Origin of the sequence: uncultured Winogradskyella sp., assembly GCF_947498005.1 — a bacterium.
In the GTDB taxonomy this organism is placed as follows: Bacteria; Bacteroidota; Bacteroidia; order Flavobacteriales; family Flavobacteriaceae; genus Winogradskyella.
This window is the reverse complement of the sequence record NZ_CANMIW010000005.1, coordinates 165182-185147: the sequence shown is the minus strand read 5'-3', so window position 1 is coordinate 185147 and position 19966 is coordinate 165182. Positions and strand designations below refer to the sequence as shown.

Genomic DNA, 19966 nt, shown 5'->3' with positions numbered 1-19966 from the left:
AAAAGTTCGTTTTTTGATTGATGAGACAAACTTCTACAATTTTACATGTACAAAGAATTCTAAGTTACCCAACTGTAACTTTTGAATGACGAATTGAATATTATAATTGGTTAGAAAGAAAAACAAAAGTTTAAGTTATAATTATCTAAACAATAACTAAAAACCAACAATCAATACACTTATTTCTTAAACGGACGAATAATTAGACGAGCAGCTTTATCAAAATTAATGTAATTGTACGTCCAGTTGAAAAGCACAATCACACGGTTTCTAAAACCAACTAAAGACATGAGATGCACAAACATCCATATAAACCAAGCAAAAAATCCACCAAATTTATAATGCTTTAAATCTACAACAGCTTTATTTCTACCTATTGTCGCCATTGAACCTTTATCTTTATATACAAAAGGTTTCAAAGGTTTATTATCTATTAAACGCAATAGGTTTTTACCTAATAAATTACCTTGTTGAATAGCTGGTTGTGCCACTTGCGGATGACCTTTAGGATATGCTTCCGTTGGCATTAGGGCAATATCTCCAATGGCAAAAATATTGGCATATTCGTCCACTTGATTAAATCGATTAACATTATAACGGTTTGCTCTTTCCATCATAGCTTCTGGTTTTAAACCATGAATTGGTGCACCTGTAACACCTGCAGCCCAAATTAAGGTTTCAGATTCCATAGCTAAGCCAGCATTTGTAGTTACTGTTGTTCCGTCGTAATGTTTTACAATTGTATTGCAACTCACCTTTACACCTAAACGCTTTAAAAACATTTCTGCTTTTTTAGAAGCATGTTCACTCATTGGTGGCAAAACACGGTCTGCGCCTTCCAGTAAATGAATGTGCATGTCCTCTGGGTTTAAATCGTGGTAATCCCTAGGTAGTATATTATTCTTAAGTTCTGCTATAGCACCAGCCAACTCTACTCCTGTTGGTCCTGCGCCTACAATTACGAAATTCAGAAAAGCTTCTCTTTCTGCTTCTGAATTGGCAATTGCCGCTTTCTCAAAATTCTCTAATATTAAACTTCTAATATCTAAAGCTTGAGGTACAGATTTCATTGGCATACTATTAGACTCTATAGCTTTATTACCAAAATAATTTGTTTTTGTCCCAGTAGCAATTACTAAATAATCATACGTTAAATGACCAATTGAGGTTATAATCTCATTAGACTCAGGTAAAATTTGTTCTACCTCAGCAAGTCTGAAAAAAGAATTTTTATGTTTTTTAATTATTTTACGAAGTGGATAAGCAATAGAATCTGGCTCTAAACCAGAACTTGATACTTGATATAATAAAGGTTGAAATGTGTGGTAATTATGTTTATCTACAAGAACGACCTGTATGTTTTTATTTGCCAATGATTTAGCTAAATTAACACCGGCAAAACCGCCTCCTATGATGACGATTCTTGGATTATTTGTATTTGGGATATTCATAAAATAATAGAGGAATTTACTACAGTAAATTTACGAATAATACAGGTAAATGAATGGTTTTTTAACTTTAGTTAAATAAATTTGTAACAAAACAGAAACTTACACTACTAATTAGATAACCAACCTAACTCATCAATTGAATAAAGAACTAGAAAAAAGTTTTGTAGAACAGTTGCAGAAACATCAGAACATTGTGCATAAGGTGTGCCGTTTGTACACTAATAATGTAGATGCTCATAACGATTTGTTTCAAGAAATTACTATACAATTATGGCGAGCTTACCCTAAATTTAGAGGTGATGCCAAATTTAGTACTTGGATGTATCGTGTAGGGTTAAATACAGCAATAACGTTATACAGAAAATCGAAAAGACGAATAACAACGCAAGGGTTTGATGCTGTAGAATTTAAAATTAAAGCGGAAGACTATGATGATACTGAAGAACAACAGTTAAAACTTTTATACCAAGCTGTACATCAATTAAATGATATTGAGAAAGCTTTGGTCCTATTATATTTAGAAGATAAAGATTATAGGGAAATCAGTGAAACCCTAGGTATTACTGAAGTAAATGCACGTGTTAAGATGAACCGTGTAAAAAAGAAATTAAGAACCATACTAAATCCGTAAAATTATGGATGAATTAGAATTATTAAAGAAAGACTGGAAGCAAAACGAAAATCAGTTTCAAACATTTTCGGATAGCGATATATATAAGATGAGCCACAGAAAATCATCATCTATTGTAAAAACATTATTTTACATTAGTTTGGCTGAATTGGTGTTTTGGATTTTAATCAACTTTTTACCCTTTGTACTCTCTGACCGTATGAAATCACAGCTCTCAGAAATGAGTCATAGTTGGATTTATAATACCATGAATGTTATTAGTTACGCTGTTATCATCTTATTTGTTTATCTACTTTGGAAAGCACAAAGTGCTATATCAGTAACTGATAATGCCAGAAAACTCATGAAAAGCATTCTGAAAACTCGAAAAATAATTAAATACTATGTACTTTTTAATATCATACTAGCCTTGATAAGTTTTCCTATTGTGTTTTATTTATCATTACTTGAACACCCAGAAATTCAGGAGCAATTGAGTGCTGCCTCTTCCACACAATTATTTGTTATGGCTGCAGTTGCAATAGGTACTTTTGTAATCTTTTTATTATTCTTTTGGTTATTCTATAGATTAATCTACGGCATACTTATAAAACGTTTAAATAGTAATTACAACGAATTGAAGAAATTGGAAGTTTAACTTAGATTAATTAGACTTTTAGATTTTATGATAAATCGTAAAAAAACAGCATCAAATTTCATTAATTGAATTAGATGCTGTTTTTTTTTCTAGTTAAAATTATTCTTTATTTTCTCTGACCAACAAATTGCTGGCTCTTCAATTTAAATAATACATTAAAGCTGGTTAAACTACCATAACTTCTGGTTATATATTGTTGTAAATCTATCTTCTCTTGTTCTTCTAAATTACTAGAATTGATTTTCTGTTCCATAACTCTTAAGCGATCTCTTACCATGGTTATTTTATGAAAAAACGTATCAATTGGTAATTCTTTACCTTGTAAATTAGTATCTCCAGGTTCCATAATTAATTTTCCGCCTTTCCATTTGTCTGCAATGGTTACAACTTCAGAAACATCAGACCATTTTTTTAAAATCGACTTTAAACTTTGTTCTACTTCAAAAAAGCTGATACTATCTACTTCATCTTCTGCAGCCTCTATGACTTCAAATTCTGAATCAATATCTATGGTTTCTAAACCATTTTCTATAAATGTTACCCAATAGTGTTTTGAAGTGACGTTGGTAACAACACCTTTTCCGTATTCTTGATGGATTATTCGAGATCCAATACCTAATATTTTCATTTTTAAATTTTCGAATTACATTAATATCTAAAACTAAAATAAACAAAAATTAAAACCTAAAAAGATTATATAATTTAAATTGTTAATAATTATTTAAAGCTGTTTAATAACCTCTTACAATGCCTTATTTTTGCGATATTAACAATTTAAACCTAAATAATTATGAAAAAACTATTTTTTGCCTTTTTATTTTTTGGAATCTGTTTTTTAGCTAATGCTAATAATCAACCTAAAGTTGGAGATGAATTGATAATAAAAAACCCTACCTCTCAAGCTTATAGCCATATTTACTTTCCGAAACCGAACATTTTAATTAAGCGAGGAACTGTAACAGGTTATAAAAGTGTAAAGAATAATGTAGTAATTGTTAAAGAAGTTATTACAGAAAATGATGGCGACTTAAAGGTTGTTTTAACTAAAAAAGACGGTAGTAAGTTTTTTGGTTATTTAAGCAATGTTAAAGCCAATTATAAAAAGGCCTTAGAAGCCAATGAAATTGAAACCTTTGACTAATATCTTACCATATAAGTCAAAAAAAAAGTATACTGTTTATTCTGTATACTTTTTTTTATGTTTGAAAAGAAATTAATCGCTGCACTTTATTTCTTTTTGCGCTTAGTGTTGACTTGTTTAATCTTTACATAAATAAGCTTCTTATGCCCTCTGGAGTCTTCGCGTCTTTCAATTTCAAAATTATTTATTGATTTTATTAAAGGTGTGAGCTTCTGAAATCCATAATTTCGAGAATCAAAATTGGGCTGCTTCTTTTGCAATAAACTTCCAACATCTCCTAAAAATGCCCAGCCATCATCATCAGCCACATCATCTATAGTTGCAGAAATAAATCTAATTTCCTTTTGGGTTATTTTATCGAAATCATTCTTAGCAGATTTTGTGGTTTCAGCAGATTCAGACTCACTCTCAGAGTCTTTGTTTTTAAGAATTTCAATATATATAAACTTGTCACAAGCTACTATAAAAGGATTTGGCGTTTTTTTTTCGCCTATGCCGTAAACTGCCATACCAGCTTCTCTCAATCGGGTTGCTAAACGTGTAAAATCGCTATCACTAGATACTAAACAAAACCCATCTACTTTTTCTGAATACAAAATATCCATGGCATCAATAATCATTGCAGAGTCTGTTGCATTTTTCCCTGTGGTATAGCCATATTGCTGAATGGGTGTAATGGCATTCTCTAACAACATATTTTTCCATTTGGACAGATGCGGCTTGGTCCAATCACCATAAATTCGTTTAATAGTTGGATTGCCATACTTCGCAATTTCCTCCATCATTTCCTTTACATATGCAGACGGAATGTTATCACCATCAATTAACACTGCTAATTTTATATCCATTTTTTTAAATAAATTTATTATTTCAACTTTTAAAGGTATAGCATTTTTAAAAGCAACGACTCCTCTTTCAATTTTACAGAATTAATAGTGTAGAATTAAGCTCTAATTAGTCTTCTGTTTTTTTCCAAATAAGCTCGCTATTCAGTATAAAGCTTCCTATGTAATCAAAATTACAACTCTCAGGATTTATTATTGATAAGAATGGTTCACTCTTTTTATCACGATATAAATGGTAAGTTTCTCCAATAAGAGGTTCAAAGGTATAGCGAGAGTTATATACAAGTGTATTATATTCTAACTCCTGCATCATCTTATCATACTCAGCCTTGAGTTCTAAATACTTTGCTTTTATTTTTTTATTAGCCTTATTAATATTCCTAGTTTTCCATGTAGAATTATCAGTCACTTGTATAGAAGGCGCTCCAACGTTTGTGGCGTATGGTTTTAATGACGCATCGTAGCGCTGGGTTTTCTCATTAAAAACAATTTGATCTGGCTTTTTTTCTTTAGACATAGAGCGTAGGCTTTTAGCAAAGATAAAGCGCAATCATGATTCGTAAAAATGAATTGATTGTATTTTTTTGTTAACTTTAAAACAATAAATACTATAACATGAACTTATTGAAAAAAATTGGCCCATTAAACATCTTTATGTTAGTACTTTGTGCTTTAATTATAGGTGTTGCAGAATATCTCTTTTTAAAAGGAGACCAACTGCATGCTATTTTTATAGGACTTTGGGCACCTACTTTACTTGGGATTTTAATTTTTATAAAACAGATTTTAAATGGAAGCAAATGATATAATAATCTCATTTTCAGCATTTGTATCTGTTTGCGTCATTATTTGGGCAATTTTAGTGATACGTGCTTATAATAAGATAGGACGCGAAGATTGATTTAGAGTAAAAAAAATGCAGCCTTTATTGTAATTAAAGACTGCATATATATTTAATTTTTTTGAAATTACACCAATTTAAAATCTAGTAATAATTCGCCTTCGATTGATGCCTGTAAATGATCACCAATTACGTTAGAACCTTTACCTGCAGCTGGTGTTCCTGTAAAAATAAGATCTCCTTCTTCTAAAGTCATAAATGAAGACACATACGAAATGATTTCGGCAAAGTTATATATCATTAAACTGGTATGACCAACTTGTTTTTGCTCTCCGTTTATTTTTAAATCAAAATTTATAGCAGCCAAATCAGGAAATTCTGAAACCGATTTAAATTTAGACATTGGTGACGCACCATCAAAACCTTTAGCTAAAGCCCAAGGGCCTTTATTCTCTCTACTTGCTGCCAATACATCTGCAGCTGTATAATCTATACCAATACCAATTTCTGAGATATAAGAGTTGGCATCCTCTAACAAAATATCTTTGCCTTGTTTCCCTATTTTTGCAACTAATTCTACTTCGTAAACAAGCTGATTTGTTACTTTAGGGAATACTACATTTTTGTTGTCTGTAACCAAAGTAGACTCTGGCTTTGTAAATATGGTTTGACTACCAGTTTTTGCTGCACTAAGTTCAGAAATATCGTTAATGTAGTTTTTACCAATTCCTATTATTTTCATCTGTAATACTTTTTTTAGTTTTAAAAATGTAAAGATAATTAAAGCAGATGAGCCACAAAACTGCGTTATAATTATTTTAGTTGTTAAAAACAAGGGAATAACACTTACATTTAAAAATTATGAAATAGCTTTGTTATCGTATGCTAAAACCGTGATTTATGTTTAAAACTACTCCGAGCTTAATACTTCTATTGCTTTTATGTTTTAATATAAATGCGCAAGAAATTATAAAAAAAAGGACATCCCTCAAATCTATTACCACAGTTTGGGATTTAGACAAATCAAATAAACAAGGGACTTTTAAAATTACAGCGTACAAACCTATTTATATTGCTGCTTCAAGATGGTCTGACAGTCCTAACACCATGCCATATAGTGAAAATTCAGATTATTCCTTATCAGAAGAAATTAATTACAATAGCTTTGAAGCTAAATTTCAGCTTAGTTTTAAAACCAAATTGGCCGAATCTATACTATTTGGAGAAGGCGATTTATGGGCTGGTTATACACAAATAGCGCATTGGCAAATTTACAATACTGATATTTCTCGCGCCTTTAGAGAACTCAATTATGAACCAGAATTAATATTAACCTATCCACTAAATTTAACGTTCGCAGGTTTAAATATAAAAATGGCCAGTGTGAGTCTTAATCACCAATCTAATGGAAGAGACTTACCAAGATCTCGCAGTTGGAATCGGGTTATTTTTAATCTTGCCATGGAGAGCAAAAACTTCACATTATATCTTTCTCCTTGGTTAAGATTACCAGATGATGAAGACGAAAACCCATTAATTACCAATTATATTGGCAATGGTAGAATAACAGCTATATATAAATTAAGAAAACATACCTTTTATGCTATTGCTACAAATTCATTTTCATTGAAAGATAATCATGGTAGTCTTCAATTTAATTACCTCTACCCACTTAATGATAATTTAAATGTCCACGCGCAACTTTTTACAGGTTATGGAGAAACTTTAATTGATTACAACCATTACCAAAACACAGTTGGTTTAGGTGTTTCTTTTTCTAATTGGTAGACTCAACCTATAGAATCACTTAACTAGGTCTTAATGTCTAAAAAAGTGAGGCTAGTAATACAATATTTTACCATTTAAGGATTCGGAAAGAATATAAAAACATTAATTTTAAAAACACTTTAAAACTAGACTCAACTGGTAAACTGTTAAAATAATAATTTCCTATGTCTTCAATAAGTAAAAACCTATATAAAATCCTATTACTATTTACCATTAACTTGGCTTCTCAATCCGCAGAGATCACTATTGATGGCGTTTTTAATGATTGGGATTCTAGCCTAACCACATATACTGATACAAGCGAATCTTTAAATGGTATTGATATTTTAGAACTTCAGGTTACCAACGATGATGAGTTTCTATTTATAAAAATTAAATCTAACATAGAGTTTGATTTAACTGACAATTTAGTTTCACAGCAAGTTCGCCTCTTTCTAGATACAGACAATGATGCCAATACTGGTTATAGCATACAAAATGGTTATGGTACTGAAGTTGGTATAATTTTCAAAGAATTATTTGCCCATTATAATGTCTCACCATATTCAGAAATAAATTTTTCAGATTTAAAATTAAGAGCGGCACCTACAGTAACTTCTAAAGAATTTGAAATTGCCATAGGAAGACATCAAATACCAGATGGTGTTAATCCTTTGTTTACATCATCTACAATTAAAATTTTATTGAAAAATGATGACAATTTGGATAAAATCCCAAATGATGGCCTAACTTTTTCATATACATTTGACGATACACCAGTTACACCTTACACGCCAATTGACATTACTAAATCTAATTTAACAGATATTAGATTACTAGCCTACAATACACTTTCAAGTGGATTAGATGACCCAAACCGCGTTGATAATTTTGAGCAAATAATTAAAGCTATCGCACCAGATATAATTGGGTTAACGGAATGTTGGGATATCAATGCTACGGAAGTAAAATCTCTTTTTGATGCATGGTTTCCATTAGGCACCACAAATGGTTGGTACACGGCAAAACTTGGTGGATTAATTACGGTTTCGCGATGGGAAATAATAGAACAATGGACGAGTTTAACAAGGCAATTTCCTGTTTTAATCGATTTACCAAGTACCTATGCTAATGATATATTGTTTACTAATGCACATCTAAATTGTTGTGATGCAGATAACTTAAGACAAGATCAAGCAGATCAATATGCGGCATTTATTTTAGATTCTAAAGCTCCTGGAGGACTTATAACCTTAGAAGAAAATACGCCCTTTGTCTATTCTGGAGATTTAAATTTAGTCGGTTATTCTCAGCAATTAACAACCTTAAAGACTGGAGACATACAAAATACCGCAAATTACGGTCTTGGTGCCGCTTTAGATTGGGATGACACCGACTTAAAAGAAGAAAATTGTTTGCAAGCCGACTTAAGAATGGGTTATACATGGAGATCTGATGGGCAAGGGTTTCCTCCTGGAAAATTAGATTTTATAATTTTTTCAGATTACACGCTCACGGCACAAAAATCATTTGTGCTACAAACCGAAGTAATGCCAATTGACAGGTTATGGCAATATAATTTAAATGCACTCGATACATCTATTGCATCAGACCATTTCCCAGTAGTTACTGATTTTTCCATCAATGAAAGCTTAAGTTCAGGTAAATTAAACTTGGCAGATATAGACATATATCCAAATCCTGCAACTTCTTTATTATATATAGATTTAAAAATTGCCAATAATTATCAAATACAAGTTCTAAATTCTTTAGGAAACGTGATAATGACAACAGTTATTAATTCTAATTCTACAGTTATAAACCTTGCATCATTACCAACAGGATTTTATATGATTTCATTACAAAATGCTGAAGGTCACAAAGTCATTAAAAAACTCATAAAGAAATAATCAAATTTAACTTGAAAGCACATAAAATCTCAAGCATAAATCTTCACTTCAATTTAACAACTAAAATCGTACCTTTGCGTTTCTGCTAAAAAAGGAAGAATTTAAACCATTTATGAGCCAATTCAACGATTCCATTGAAGTAAAAGGTGCACGTGTGCACAACTTAAAAAATATAGACGTTACCATTCCTAGAGAAAAGCTGGTTGTAATTACTGGCTTATCTGGTAGTGGAAAATCTTCATTAGCTTTCGATACTATTTATGCTGAAGGACAACGTCGTTATATTGAAACTTTTTCGGCTTATGCTCGTCAATTTTTGGGAAGTTTAGAACGACCAGATGTAGATAAAATTGATGGCTTATCTCCAGTGATTGCTATTGAGCAAAAAACGACTAGTAAGTCGCCTCGCTCAACAGTTGGTACTATAACAGAGATCTATGATTTTTTACGTCTACTCTACGCAAGAGCAGCTGATGCTTACAGTTATGAGACTGGAGAGCAAATGGTTAGTTATAACGATGAGCAGATAAAAGATTTAATACTAAAATCTTACAAAGGCAAACGTATTAATATTTTATCACCTGTAATTCGTTCTCGTAAAGGTCATTATCGCGAACTTTTTGAGCAAATTGCCAAACAAGGTTTTGTAAAAGTAAGAACGGATGGCAAAATTGTTGACCTTGAAAAAGGTATGAAATTAGACCGTTACAAAACACATGATATTGAGATTGTAATCGATAGATTAAAGATAGACGAATCTCAAGACAATGAAAAACGTCTTATGGAATCCATAAATACAGCAATGTATCATGGAGAAGATGTGCTTTTAGTGATTGACCAAGACACTAACGAGACTCGTTTTTTTAGTCGAAATTTAATGTGTCCTTCTTCTGGTATTTCATATCCAAATCCTGAACCAAATAATTTTTCGTTCAATTCACCTAAAGGAGCTTGTTCTAATTGTAATGGTATCGGCGAATTGTATGTGGTTAATGACCAAAAATTAGTTCCGGATGAATCGTTATCTATAAAAAATGGTGCACTTGCGCCACATGGTCCACAAAAAAAGAGTTGGATTTTTAAACAGTTTGAAACCATTGCACAACGCTTTGATTTTTCGTTAAATACGCCTTGGAAAGATATTCCAGATGAAGCCAAACAAGTTATTCTGCATGGTGGTAAAGATAAGTTCACTGTAGAAAGTAAATTACTTGGCGTTTCACGAGATTATAAAATAGATTTTGAAGGTGTTGCCAATTTTATAGAAAGTCAATACAATTCAGATTCAACATCTTTAGTGCGTTGGGCAAAAGAATATATGGACAAAATTGAATGTCCTGTATGTGAAGGTTCGCGATTACGAAAAGAATCACTTTATTTTAAAGTAGATGGCAAAAGTATAGCTGAATTAGTAAAAATGGATGTTGTAGAACTTGGTAAATGGTTAGATGGTTTAACGGAACGACTCACTAATAAACAACAAAAAATTTCAACAGAAATTATTAAGGAAATAAGAAGCAGAGTACAATTTTTATTAGATGTTGGCTTAACTTATTTATCTCTAAACCGAAGTTCTAAATCATTATCTGGTGGTGAGGCACAGCGTATTCGTTTAGCCACACAAATAGGTTCTCAGTTAGTTGGTGTACTTTATATTTTAGATGAACCAAGTATTGGTTTACATCAACGAGATAATGAAAAACTTATTAATTCTTTAGTGTCACTTCGCGATGTTGGTAACTCTGTTATCGTCGTAGAACATGATAAAGATATGATAGAGCGTGCAGATCATGTCATTGATATTGGACCATTTGCTGGTAAGTATGGTGGTGAAATAATAAGTGAAGGAACGCCTGAAGAATTGCTGCAACAACAAACTCTTACTGCTGCTTATTTAAACGGCGAAAAAGAAATTACAATACCAAAAACTAGGCGTAAGGGCAACGGAAAAAAGTTGATTTTAAAAGGCTGTACAGGTAACAACCTTAAAAATGTAGATGTAGAATTTCCTTTAGGTAAAATGATTGGTATCACTGGTGTTTCTGGTAGTGGTAAATCTACCTTAATAAACGAAACCCTCTACCCTATTCTTAATGCACATTATTTTAATGGTGTAAAGAAACCGATGCCGTACAAAAGCATAAAAGGTTTAGAACATTTAGATAAAGTTATTGATATTAATCAATCACCAATTGGCAGAACACCACGAAGTAATCCTGCAACTTACACTAAAACTTTTGATGAAATAAGAAAGTTATTTGCCATGATACCAGAAGCTATGATTAGAGGGTACAAACCTGGTCGTTTTAGCTTTAATGTAAAAGGTGGTAGATGTGAAACTTGTCAAGGAGGCGGTTTACGGGTAATAGAAATGAATTTTTTACCAGATGTGCATGTGGAGTGCGAAACCTGCCAAGGTAAGCGCTTTAATCGCGAAACATTAGAAATTCGTTATAAAGGAAAATCTATTAGTGATGTACTAAATATGACGATAGAAGAAGCTGTAAGTTTCTTTGAACATATTCCTAAAATCCACAGAAAACTAAAAACGATTAAAGATGTTGGCTTGGGTTACATAACGCTTGGCCAACAAAGTACTACACTTTCTGGTGGTGAAGCACAACGAATTAAGCTAGCTACAGAATTGAGCAAGCGTGATACTGGTAATACATTTTATATTCTAGATGAGCCAACAACTGGTTTACATTTTGAAGATATTAGAGTACTTATGAAAGTACTGAATAAATTAGCAGACAAAGGAAATACCGTTTTAATAATAGAACATAATCTCGATGTTATTAAAACTGTAGACTATATTATAGATATTGGCTACGAAGGCGGAAAAGGTGGTGGCCAAGTGGTAGCTAAAGGTACACCAGAACAGATTATTAAAGACAAAAAGAGCTTTACAGCTAAGTTTTTAAAGAAAGAAATGAATTAACAATATATTGACAATTGTAGAGAGCGATAGTATAGAGAAAATAAGTACTTTAGCGAGTTGTCAATTTAAAAAAAATACAGAAGACTTATATATGAGAAACGAAGTGAAAAATAAAGGTTGGAATGAAATAAAAACAAATGACTCTTGGGCTATTTTTAAAATCATGGGTGAATTTGTTAACGGCTATGAAAAACTAAGTAAAATAGGACCTTGTGTTTCAATATTTGGATCAGCAAGAACAAAACCAGACCATAAGTACTATAAGTTAGCAGAAGAAGTTGCTTCTAAAATAGTAGATCAAGGCTATGGAGTTATTACAGGTGGTGGACCAGGTATTATGGAAGCAGGAAATAAAGGCGCTCACATTGCAGGAGGAACATCTGTTGGTTTAAATATTGAACTACCATTTGAACAACATGACAATCCGTACATCGACAATGACAAAAGCTTAGACTTTGACTACTTTTTTGTACGAAAGGTTATGTTCGTTAAGTACTCTCAAGGTTTTGTAGTAATGCCAGGAGGATTTGGAACTTTAGATGAATTATTTGAAGCCATTACCCTAATACAAACTCATAAAATAGAAACCTTTCCAATTATTTTAGTTGGCAAAGAATTTTGGGGCGGATTAATGGATTGGGTTAAATCTACTTTATTAGGAGCTGGAAATATAAGTGAAAAGGATTTAGACCTTGTTCATCTTGTAGATACAGGAGATGAAGTAATTGAAATTCTTAATGATTTCTATAAAGAATACGATCTTAGTCCAAATTTCTAAGAAAACCATTTTTTTAATTCAATGCTATGAAAAAGAAAATCATTGGTTTTTTTACAATAATTCTATTCGCATATTCAAATGTTTCTGCACAAGAAACCTTTAAAGTGATGTTTTATAATTTACTTAATTATCCGTTAGAAGATGCCGTTTCAAATAGAATTAATGACTTAGAATACATTCTTAATGATTATCAGCCAGATTTATTTTTAGTTTGCGAACTAAATAATATCACTGGTGCAACAAATGTTTTAAATACTGCAAAATCCGCCATTAACTCTAATTTTGAAATGGCGAGTTACGTTTCTAATTCATCAGATGATAATTATGGCGACCAAAACGATTTACAAAACCTATTGTATTATGATAGCACTAAGTTTTCAGTTGAAGAAGAAATTATTGTACCAACATATTTAAGAGATTTTAATGTATATCGTGTGCAATTAAACTCAGTAAATCAAGATACCAACCCAATAGAGATTTATATAATTATTGGGCATTTAAAGGCTTCTAGTGGAACTTCTAACGCTCAAAAACGTTATGAAATGATTTTAGACCTAGAATCCTATTTAGATACTTTACCAACAGACACAAATGTACTGTTAGGAGGCGATTTAAACGTGTACACTTCTAGCGAAGCTGCTTTCCAATCACTGATAAACGCGAGTAACAACATTACTTTTGCAGATCCTGCTAACCGAATTGGCAGTTGGCATAACAACTCCAGTTATGTAGATGTATTTACACAATCTACAAGAACCCAAACAGGAATGGGAGGTTCTACTGGTGGTTTTGATGATCGTTTTGATTTTATCCTAACATCAGAAAACATGATTAATACAGCCAACATAACTTATGTACCTAATTCTTATAAAGTATATGGCAATAACGGTTTAGCATCTTGTTGGAATAAATCTATTAATTCTAATGACTGTGAAACCACAGGCTCACAATTTTCGTATACATTACGAAATGCATTACATAACTTTAGCGATCACCTTCCCGTAACATTATCATTAGAAACGGATGAATCATTTTTAAGTATTGACGATTTTAAAACTGTAACTGCATTTAGTTTAGAGCAAACATTAATAAACGACACGCTTATTGTTAACATGAATGAATCAAATAACATTAATCAACAACTAATTGCTTACAATGCATTAGGTCAATCGGTTAAGACCTTTAATTTAAATTCAGATACAAAACAATTTTTCAATGTTTCAGAATTACAAAATGGCTTATACTATTTAGTACTTTCACACGGCAATAGTAATCCCTTAAAATTTATTGTTTCAAATTGAAGTACGCGTTAGTCATATCTTTTCTATTATTTGTTTTTAGCGTACCTAGTGTAGCTCAAAACAAACTAGATATTGATGCTAAAGTAAATGTAGAAACTAAGACTATTTCAATTAATCAAACAATCATATACAAAAACGAGTCTGATGACGTTCTCGATGAAATATATTTGAGTGATTGGAATAATAGTTATTCAACAAAATCTACTCCTTTAGCTAAACGATTTGAAGAAGAATTTAGCACTAAATTTCATTTAGCCAAGAGTGACCAACGTGGTTACACTGTTGTAACCTCAATAGTTGATACAACTACTAATATCCTAAAGTTTACCAGGCTAAAAACACATCCAGACGTTATTAAAGTTGCACTAAACAAATCTTTAAAACCTGGTGAATATTACCAAATAAATCTCAAATATAACCTCTTAATACCTGATGCTACATTTACAGATTATGGTGTTACTAAAACCGAAGATTTTGAACTGAAATACTGGTATATAACTCCTGTAGTCTACAACGGGAAATGGCAATATTATAGTAATAAAAACCTCGATGATTTATTTATTCCAAAAGCGGATATAACTTTATCGATAACGCATCCTAGAAATTATAGGGTTACTTCAGAATTAGATTTTTATGATATAAAAAGCAACTCAAAAGAACCGACGCAAACCACCACATTAATTGGCAAAGACAGAACAGATACTTACTTATCGTTAAATAAGTTTCCAACATTCAATTCTGTTCAAACAGATGATTTTGTTTTAATCACTAACATTAATGAAAAAGGACTGTCCTCAGGTCCAGCTAAAGCAGTAATTACTGATAAAATTACTAGATTCTTAACTCAACATTTAGGAGATTATCCGCATCAAAAATTATTAGTTTCAAATATAGATTATCACAAAAACCCACTTTACGGTTTAAATCAACTTCCTAGTTTTTTTAGACCTTTTCCGGCTGAATTTCAATATGAATTAAAAGTTCTAAAAACAGCTTTAAAAAAATATTTGGATAACGTTCTTTTACTTAATCCAAGAAAAGAACATTGGTTGAGTGAAGGACTTCAAATCTATTTTTTAATCAAATATGTTGAAGAAAATTATTCTGACCAAAAACTTTTAGGAACTCTTGCAGACGTATGGGGAATTAGATCATTCCATGCCTCTGATCTCGATTTTAATTTTCAGTATTTTCTTTATTCAATGGAAATTGCAAGAAAAAACAGAGATCAACCCATTACAACTCCCAAAGATTCACTTACTAAATTTAATGCTAATATTGCAGGCAAATATAAGGCAGGTGTTGGTCTTAATTACTTAGATCATTTTACAAATGATATTAACCTCAGCAAAAAGATAACAGACTTCTTAAAAGAAAATCAATTAAAAGCTATAGAAATAAATGATTTTGAAAAGTTTTTAAAATCAAAAACTAAAAAAGATATTGATTGGTTTTTTACAGACTACATTAACACAAGAAAGAAAATTGATTTTAAAATAGAATCTATTGTAGATATTCAAGATTCGTTAAAAGTTACCATAAAAAATAAGCGGGAAAACAGAATGCCTATTTCATTGTTCAAACTGAAAAATGATTCCATTATAGATCAATTTTGGGTTGAAAATATAAAGGGCAAACAAACAATCACACTAGCTAAAGATAGTACTGAAAAATTTGCTTTAGGCTATGATAATGTTATTCCAGAGTTCAATCAACGAGACAACATAAAAGCGGTTGAAGGCAATTTTCTAAAAAACAAACCTCTACAATTTAGACTATTTAAGGATGTTGAAGATCCCAATTACAATCAGATATTCTTCATGCCTTTGGTGGAGTTCAATAATATCTACGATGGTTTAACATTAGGTACTAAAGTGTACAATAAAACCATATTGAGAAAACGTCTTAATTATAGATTTTCTCCTCAATACGCTACAAAGTCTAGATCTTTAACAGGCTCCACTTCGATTTTCTATACTCATAATTTAGAAAATCAGAATTTATTTAATATTACATATGGTATTGCTGCAGGCTATAAATCATTCGCAGAAGATGCTTTTTTCACAAGAATCCGTCCATCAATTTCGTTTGTTTTTAGAGATGATTCAGATTTTAGATCTAATCAAACCGACCAAATCACAGCGAGATATGTAAGTATAAAAAGAGAATTAGGTGACGATGCAACAATTGTTTTAGACGAACCAGATTATGGTGTATTTAACTTAAGATATACACATCATAATCCTGGAAGAATAAATTTTTCAAGCTTCTACACTGATATTCAAGTCGCTGATAAGTTTAGTAAATTATCATTTAATTACGAATTTAGAAAACTCACAAAAAGCAATAGAAACATCAATTTTAGATTCTATGCTGGCTTCTTCCTCGATAATGATTCAGATCCAGGTTCTAACTACTTTAGTTTTGCTTTAGATAGACCAACAGATTACTTGTTTGACCTCAATTATTTAGGTCGCTCAGAAGCAGCAGGTTTATTCAGTCAACAAATTATTATTACAGAAGGTGGTTTTAAATCTCAATTAGAGCAGGAATTTGCAAATCAATGGATGACAACAGCAAATTTTAGCACATCCATATGGCGATATATACAAGCATATGGCGATGTAGGTTTAGTGAAAAATAAGTTTCAGAATGCTAAATTCGTTTATGATTCTGGTATAAGATTAAATTTAGTAGAAGATTACTTCGAAATATTCTTACCTATATACTCTAATCTTGGTTGGGAAATTGCCCAACCCAACTATGATCAAAGCATTAGGTTTATGTTTACTGTAGACCCAAATGTACTTCTAGGTCTTTTTAGAAGAAAGTGGTATTAATAAATTCTTACTAAAATGTTAAATTACCACATGTAATTAAATAATCATCAATAAAAACGTGGTTATACTGGCAATTATATAATATTATAACATTATGTAGTGTTGTATAAAACTTCAAAATTTCGTACTTTTGTTAGATATTAGCTATACCTACATGAAGACAAACCTTAATACCAAAACAGAGATTACTTTTGAAGATTTTAAAACAGAAGTTTTAAATGACTATAAGCTTGCTGTTACCAGCAGAGAATGTAGCCTGTTGGGTCGTAGGGAAGTTTTAACAGGAAAAGCAAAATTCGGAATTTTTGGCGATGGTAAAGAAATACCACAAATAGCATGGGCAAAAGCGTTTGAAAATGGCGATTTTAGATCTGGTTATTACAGAGACCAAACCTTTATGATGGCCATTGGAGAATTAACCATCGAGCAATTTTTTGCAGGTTTATATGCCAATACAGATATAAATGAAGAACCAATGTCTGCAGGTAGACAAATGGGTGGTCATTTTGCCACACACAGTTTAGACGAACAAGGCAATTGGAAAAACTTAACAGAGCAAAAAAACTCTAGCGCAGATATATCTCCTACTGCTGGCCAAATGCCAAGACTTTTAGGTTTAGCTCAAGCATCTAGAATATATCGACAAGTTGAAGGTATTGATACTACTAATTTCTCAAGGTCTGGAAATGAAATTGCTTGGGGAACTATTGGTAATGCTAGTACTAGTGAAGGACTATTCTTCGAGACTATTAATGCTGCTGGTGTTTTACAAGTACCAATGGTAATAAGTATTTGGGATGATCATTATGGTATTTCTGTACATGCAAGACACCAAACGACTAAAGAAAATATTTCTGAAATATTAAAAGGTTTTCAACGCGACGAAGATCAAAAAGGATACGAGATTTTTAGAGTTGATGGATGGAATTATCCAGAATTAATGGATACTTACCAACGAGCAGCTCAAATTTCTAGAAAGGAACATGTTCCTGTTATGATTCATGTTCAAGAATTAACCCAACCTCAAGGGCATTCTACATCAGGATCTCATGAGCGTTACAAAGATTCAGATCGCCTTAATTGGGAAGCAGAGTACGATTGTAATGTACAAATGCGTAAATGGATAGTATCTAATAATATTGCTACTGACGAAGAATTATTAGTCCTTGAACGTGCTATAAAAAGAGAAGTTAGAGCCGCTAAGAAAGATGCATGGCTTGCATTCATCAACCCAATTGTTGCAGAGAGCAAACAAGCCATACGTTTATTAGATGAATTAGCTACTACAAGTCCTAACGGCGTTTTTATCAAAAAATTAATAAGTGAATTAGAGGCTATTGATGAGCCTTTAAGAAAAGATATTTTATCTGCAGCACGTAAATCATTACGCTATGTGGTATCAGAAACTTCTAGCGCAAAAGGGGCTGTTCAAAATTGGATTAACAATTATATAGCTAATATACAACCTAAATATAGTTCACATTTATACAGTGAATCGCAACATAGAGCACTAAATCAAACGGAAGTTTTACCAACCTATAATGAACAAGCAGAAGAAGTTGATGGACGTTTAGTGTTAAGAGAAAATTTTGATGCTATTTTTAGCAAATATCCCGAAAGTCTAATTTTTGGAGAAGATGCAGGCTACATTGGTGATGTTAATCAAGGCTTAGAAGGTTTACAAGAAAAATATGGCGAATTAAGAGTATCAGATACCGGAATTAGAGAAGCTACAATTATTGGCCAAGGTATTGGTATGGCAATGCGTGGCTTACGTCCTATTGCAGAAATTCAGTACCTCGATTATATTATGTACGCTTTACAAATAATGAGTGACGATTTGGCAACCGTTCAGTATAGAACTAAAGGTCGCCAAAAAGCACCATTAATTGTTAGAACTCGTGGCCACCGTTTAGAAGGTATTTGGCATTCTGGTTCTCAAATGGGAGGCGTTCTTAATTTAGTGAGAGGTATACATGTATTAGTTCCAAGAAATATGACTAAAGCTGCTGGTTTTTATAACACTTTATTAGCTAGTGATGAACCTGCTTTAGTTGTAGAATGCTTAAATGGTTATAGATTAAAAGAAAAATTACCAAACAATATAGGAGAATTTAAAACGCCAATTGGTGTTGTTGAAACTATAAGAAAAGGAGACGATATTACCTTAGTTTCTTACGGTTCTACGTTACGTTTAGTAGAACAAGCTGCTAAAGAATTGCAAGCTGTTGGTATCGATGCTGAAATTATTGACGTACAGTCCTTATTACCATTTGATTTAAATCATGATATTGTTAAAAGTATCACGAAAACTAATCGTGTTATGGTTATTGATGAAGATGTAAAAGGAGGTGCTTCAGCTTATATTTTAGATCAAATACTTAATGAACAAAATGCTTTTGAGTATCTAGATAGCAAACCAAAAACTTTAGCGGCTCAACCGCACAGACCAGCTTATGGTACTGATGGCGATTATTTTTCAAAGCCTTCTGTAGAAGATATTTTTGAAGCGATTTACGATGTAATGCATGAATTAAATCCAGCTGATTTTCCAAAATTACGATAATTAAATTTATCTAAAATTTTAGAAATTATTATTGGCTTAACTATGTTAATGGCATAATTAGTTAAGTCGTATCGGTATTGTTTTCAATTAGACTCTAATAGATTTTCTCTTTCTAATTAAAACAAACACCTCAATAATTTGCCATATTTATATATTTCAAGCTTCAATAATTATAATGGACGTTTGCTCCACTACCACTTCTAGATTTAACAGCAAATTCACTTTTCTTTCAAAAAAATAAAAAAATTACAGCTTATCAACTGTTATACAGACAATTAACCAATTATCTATAGATTTAGATATAATTTATTAATTTA

At 31.7% G+C, this 19966-nt stretch carries 16 protein-coding genes; 11 read left to right on the top strand and 5 right to left on the bottom strand.

Going from position 1 to position 19966, the window contains the following annotated elements; all coding sequences use genetic code 11:
• Window positions 1-179 precede the first annotated feature (179 nt).
• The gene (locus Q0891_RS10885; RefSeq protein WP_299101544.1) at window positions 180-1451 is read right to left on the bottom strand and encodes an NAD(P)/FAD-dependent oxidoreductase; all 1272 of its coding nucleotides are present in this window, start codon (window positions 1449-1451) and stop codon (window positions 180-182) included.
• A gap of 136 nt (window positions 1452-1587) precedes the next feature.
• Here Q0891_RS10885 and Q0891_RS10880 point away from each other — a divergent pair, with 136 nt between their 5' ends.
• Both Q0891_RS10880 and Q0891_RS10875 read left to right on the top strand, forming a co-directional pair.
• Window positions 1588-2082: a sigma-70 family RNA polymerase sigma factor gene (locus Q0891_RS10880; RefSeq protein ID WP_299101542.1), complete on the top strand. Its 495-nt coding sequence runs from the start codon at window positions 1588-1590 to the stop codon at window positions 2080-2082.
• 4 nt (window positions 2083-2086) lie between these two features.
• Window positions 2087-2719: a hypothetical protein gene (locus tag Q0891_RS10875; protein WP_299101541.1), complete on the top strand. Its 633-nt coding sequence runs from the start codon at window positions 2087-2089 to the stop codon at window positions 2717-2719.
• Window positions 2720-2825: 106 nt separating this feature from the next.
• On the opposite strand, the gene Q0891_RS10870 is transcribed toward Q0891_RS10875, so the two are convergent.
• Window positions 2826-3347: a hypothetical protein gene (locus Q0891_RS10870; RefSeq protein ID WP_299101540.1), complete on the bottom strand. Its 522-nt coding sequence runs from the start codon at window positions 3345-3347 to the stop codon at window positions 2826-2828.
• Window positions 3348-3509: 162 nt separating this feature from the next.
• Between Q0891_RS10870 and Q0891_RS10865 the strand changes: the two genes are divergently transcribed.
• Window positions 3510-3860, top strand: coding sequence for a hypothetical protein (locus Q0891_RS10865; protein WP_299101538.1), 351 nt, complete (start codon window positions 3510-3512; stop codon window positions 3858-3860).
• Window positions 3861-3946: 86 nt separating this feature from the next.
• Here the strand turns inward: Q0891_RS10865 and Q0891_RS10860 are convergent, their stop codons facing one another.
• Together Q0891_RS10860 and Q0891_RS10855 are read right to left on the bottom strand one after the other, a co-directional pair.
• A complete protein-coding gene (locus Q0891_RS10860; RefSeq protein ID WP_299101537.1) occupies window positions 3947-4708 on the bottom strand; it encodes an NYN domain-containing protein in 762 nt (253 codons plus the stop codon).
• Window positions 4709-4814: 106 nt separating this feature from the next.
• Complete coding sequence (locus Q0891_RS10855; RefSeq protein ID WP_299101536.1) at window positions 4815-5222, bottom strand: DUF2452 domain-containing protein; 408 nt, start codon at window positions 5220-5222, stop codon at window positions 4815-4817.
• Window positions 5223-5320: 98 nt separating this feature from the next.
• Between Q0891_RS10855 and Q0891_RS10850 the strand changes: the two genes are divergently transcribed.
• The gene (locus Q0891_RS10850; protein WP_299101535.1) at window positions 5321-5509 is read left to right on the top strand and encodes a hypothetical protein; all 189 of its coding nucleotides are present in this window, start codon (window positions 5321-5323) and stop codon (window positions 5507-5509) included.
• 164 nt (window positions 5510-5673) lie between these two features.
• Here the strand turns inward: Q0891_RS10850 and Q0891_RS10845 are convergent, their stop codons facing one another.
• Window positions 5674-6288 carry a fumarylacetoacetate hydrolase family protein gene (locus tag Q0891_RS10845; protein ID WP_299101534.1) on the bottom strand — a complete coding sequence of 205 codons (615 nt, stop codon included), beginning with the start codon at window positions 6286-6288 and terminating at the stop codon, window positions 5674-5676.
• A 158-nt stretch (window positions 6289-6446) separates the two neighbouring features.
• Between Q0891_RS10845 and Q0891_RS10840 the strand changes: the two genes are divergently transcribed.
• The 7 genes from Q0891_RS10840 (at window position 6447) to Q0891_RS10810 (ending at window position 19649) form a co-directional block, all read left to right on the top strand.
• Complete coding sequence (locus Q0891_RS10840; RefSeq protein ID WP_299101532.1) at window positions 6447-7334, top strand: phospholipase A; 888 nt, start codon at window positions 6447-6449, stop codon at window positions 7332-7334.
• 164 nt (window positions 7335-7498) lie between these two features.
• On the top strand, window positions 7499-9223 hold the full coding sequence (locus Q0891_RS10835; protein ID WP_299101530.1) for a T9SS type A sorting domain-containing protein: 1725 nt from the start codon (window positions 7499-7501) through the stop codon (window positions 9221-9223).
• Between the two features lie 112 nt (window positions 9224-9335).
• A complete protein-coding gene (uvrA, locus tag Q0891_RS10830; RefSeq protein WP_299101529.1) occupies window positions 9336-12164 on the top strand; it encodes an excinuclease ABC subunit UvrA in 2829 nt (942 codons plus the stop codon).
• A gap of 91 nt (window positions 12165-12255) precedes the next feature.
• Window positions 12256-12942: a TIGR00730 family Rossman fold protein gene (locus Q0891_RS10825; protein ID WP_299101768.1), complete on the top strand. Its 687-nt coding sequence runs from the start codon at window positions 12256-12258 to the stop codon at window positions 12940-12942.
• 26 nt (window positions 12943-12968) lie between these two features.
• Window positions 12969-14243 (top strand): T9SS type A sorting domain-containing protein, encoded by a 1275-nt coding sequence (locus tag Q0891_RS10820; RefSeq protein ID WP_299101528.1) that lies wholly within the window; start codon window positions 12969-12971, stop codon window positions 14241-14243.
• Window positions 14240-17083, top strand: a complete 2844-nt coding sequence (locus Q0891_RS10815; RefSeq protein ID WP_299101527.1) for a metalloprotease — start codon at window positions 14240-14242, stop codon at window positions 17081-17083. The genes Q0891_RS10820 and Q0891_RS10815 overlap by 4 nt, the downstream gene beginning before the upstream one ends.
• Window positions 17084-17237: 154 nt before the next feature.
• Window positions 17238-19649, top strand: a complete 2412-nt coding sequence (locus Q0891_RS10810) for a thiamine pyrophosphate-dependent enzyme (protein ID WP_299101526.1) — start codon at window positions 17238-17240, stop codon at window positions 19647-19649.
• The last annotated feature ends 317 nt before the right edge of the window (window positions 19650-19966 follow it).

Excerpts from the sequence above, each read along its gene's own strand:
- Q0891_RS10840 (WP_299101532.1), top strand. The coding sequence starts at position 6,447 with ATGTTTAAAACTACTCCGAGCTTAATACTTCTATTGCTTTTATGTTTT.
- Q0891_RS10825 (WP_299101768.1), top strand. The coding sequence starts at position 12,256 with ATGAGAAACGAAGTGAAAAATAAAGGTTGGAATGAAATAAAAACAAAT.
- Q0891_RS10865 (WP_299101538.1), top strand. The coding sequence starts at position 3,510 with ATGAAAAAACTATTTTTTGCCTTTTTATTTTTTGGAATCTGTTTTTTA.
- Q0891_RS10850 (WP_299101535.1), top strand. The coding sequence starts at position 5,321 with ATGAACTTATTGAAAAAAATTGGCCCATTAAACATCTTTATGTTAGTA.
- Q0891_RS10835 (WP_299101530.1), top strand. The coding sequence starts at position 7,499 with ATGTCTTCAATAAGTAAAAACCTATATAAAATCCTATTACTATTTACC.
- Q0891_RS10860 (WP_299101537.1), bottom strand. The coding sequence starts at position 4,708 with ATGGATATAAAATTAGCAGTGTTAATTGATGGTGATAACATTCCGTCT.
- Q0891_RS10845 (WP_299101534.1), bottom strand. The coding sequence starts at position 6,288 with ATGAAAATAATAGGAATTGGTAAAAACTACATTAACGATATTTCTGAA.
- Q0891_RS10870 (WP_299101540.1), bottom strand. The coding sequence starts at position 3,347 with ATGAAAATATTAGGTATTGGATCTCGAATAATCCATCAAGAATACGGA.
- Q0891_RS10875 (WP_299101541.1), top strand. The coding sequence starts at position 2,087 with ATGGATGAATTAGAATTATTAAAGAAAGACTGGAAGCAAAACGAAAAT.
- Q0891_RS10855 (WP_299101536.1), bottom strand. The coding sequence starts at position 5,222 with ATGTCTAAAGAAAAAAAGCCAGATCAAATTGTTTTTAATGAGAAAACC.
- Q0891_RS10810 (WP_299101526.1), top strand. The coding sequence starts at position 17,238 with ATGAAGACAAACCTTAATACCAAAACAGAGATTACTTTTGAAGATTTT.
- Q0891_RS10820 (WP_299101528.1), top strand. The coding sequence starts at position 12,969 with ATGAAAAAGAAAATCATTGGTTTTTTTACAATAATTCTATTCGCATAT.
- Q0891_RS10885 (WP_299101544.1), bottom strand. The coding sequence starts at position 1,451 with ATGAATATCCCAAATACAAATAATCCAAGAATCGTCATCATAGGAGGC.
- uvrA (WP_299101529.1), top strand. The coding sequence starts at position 9,336 with ATGAGCCAATTCAACGATTCCATTGAAGTAAAAGGTGCACGTGTGCAC.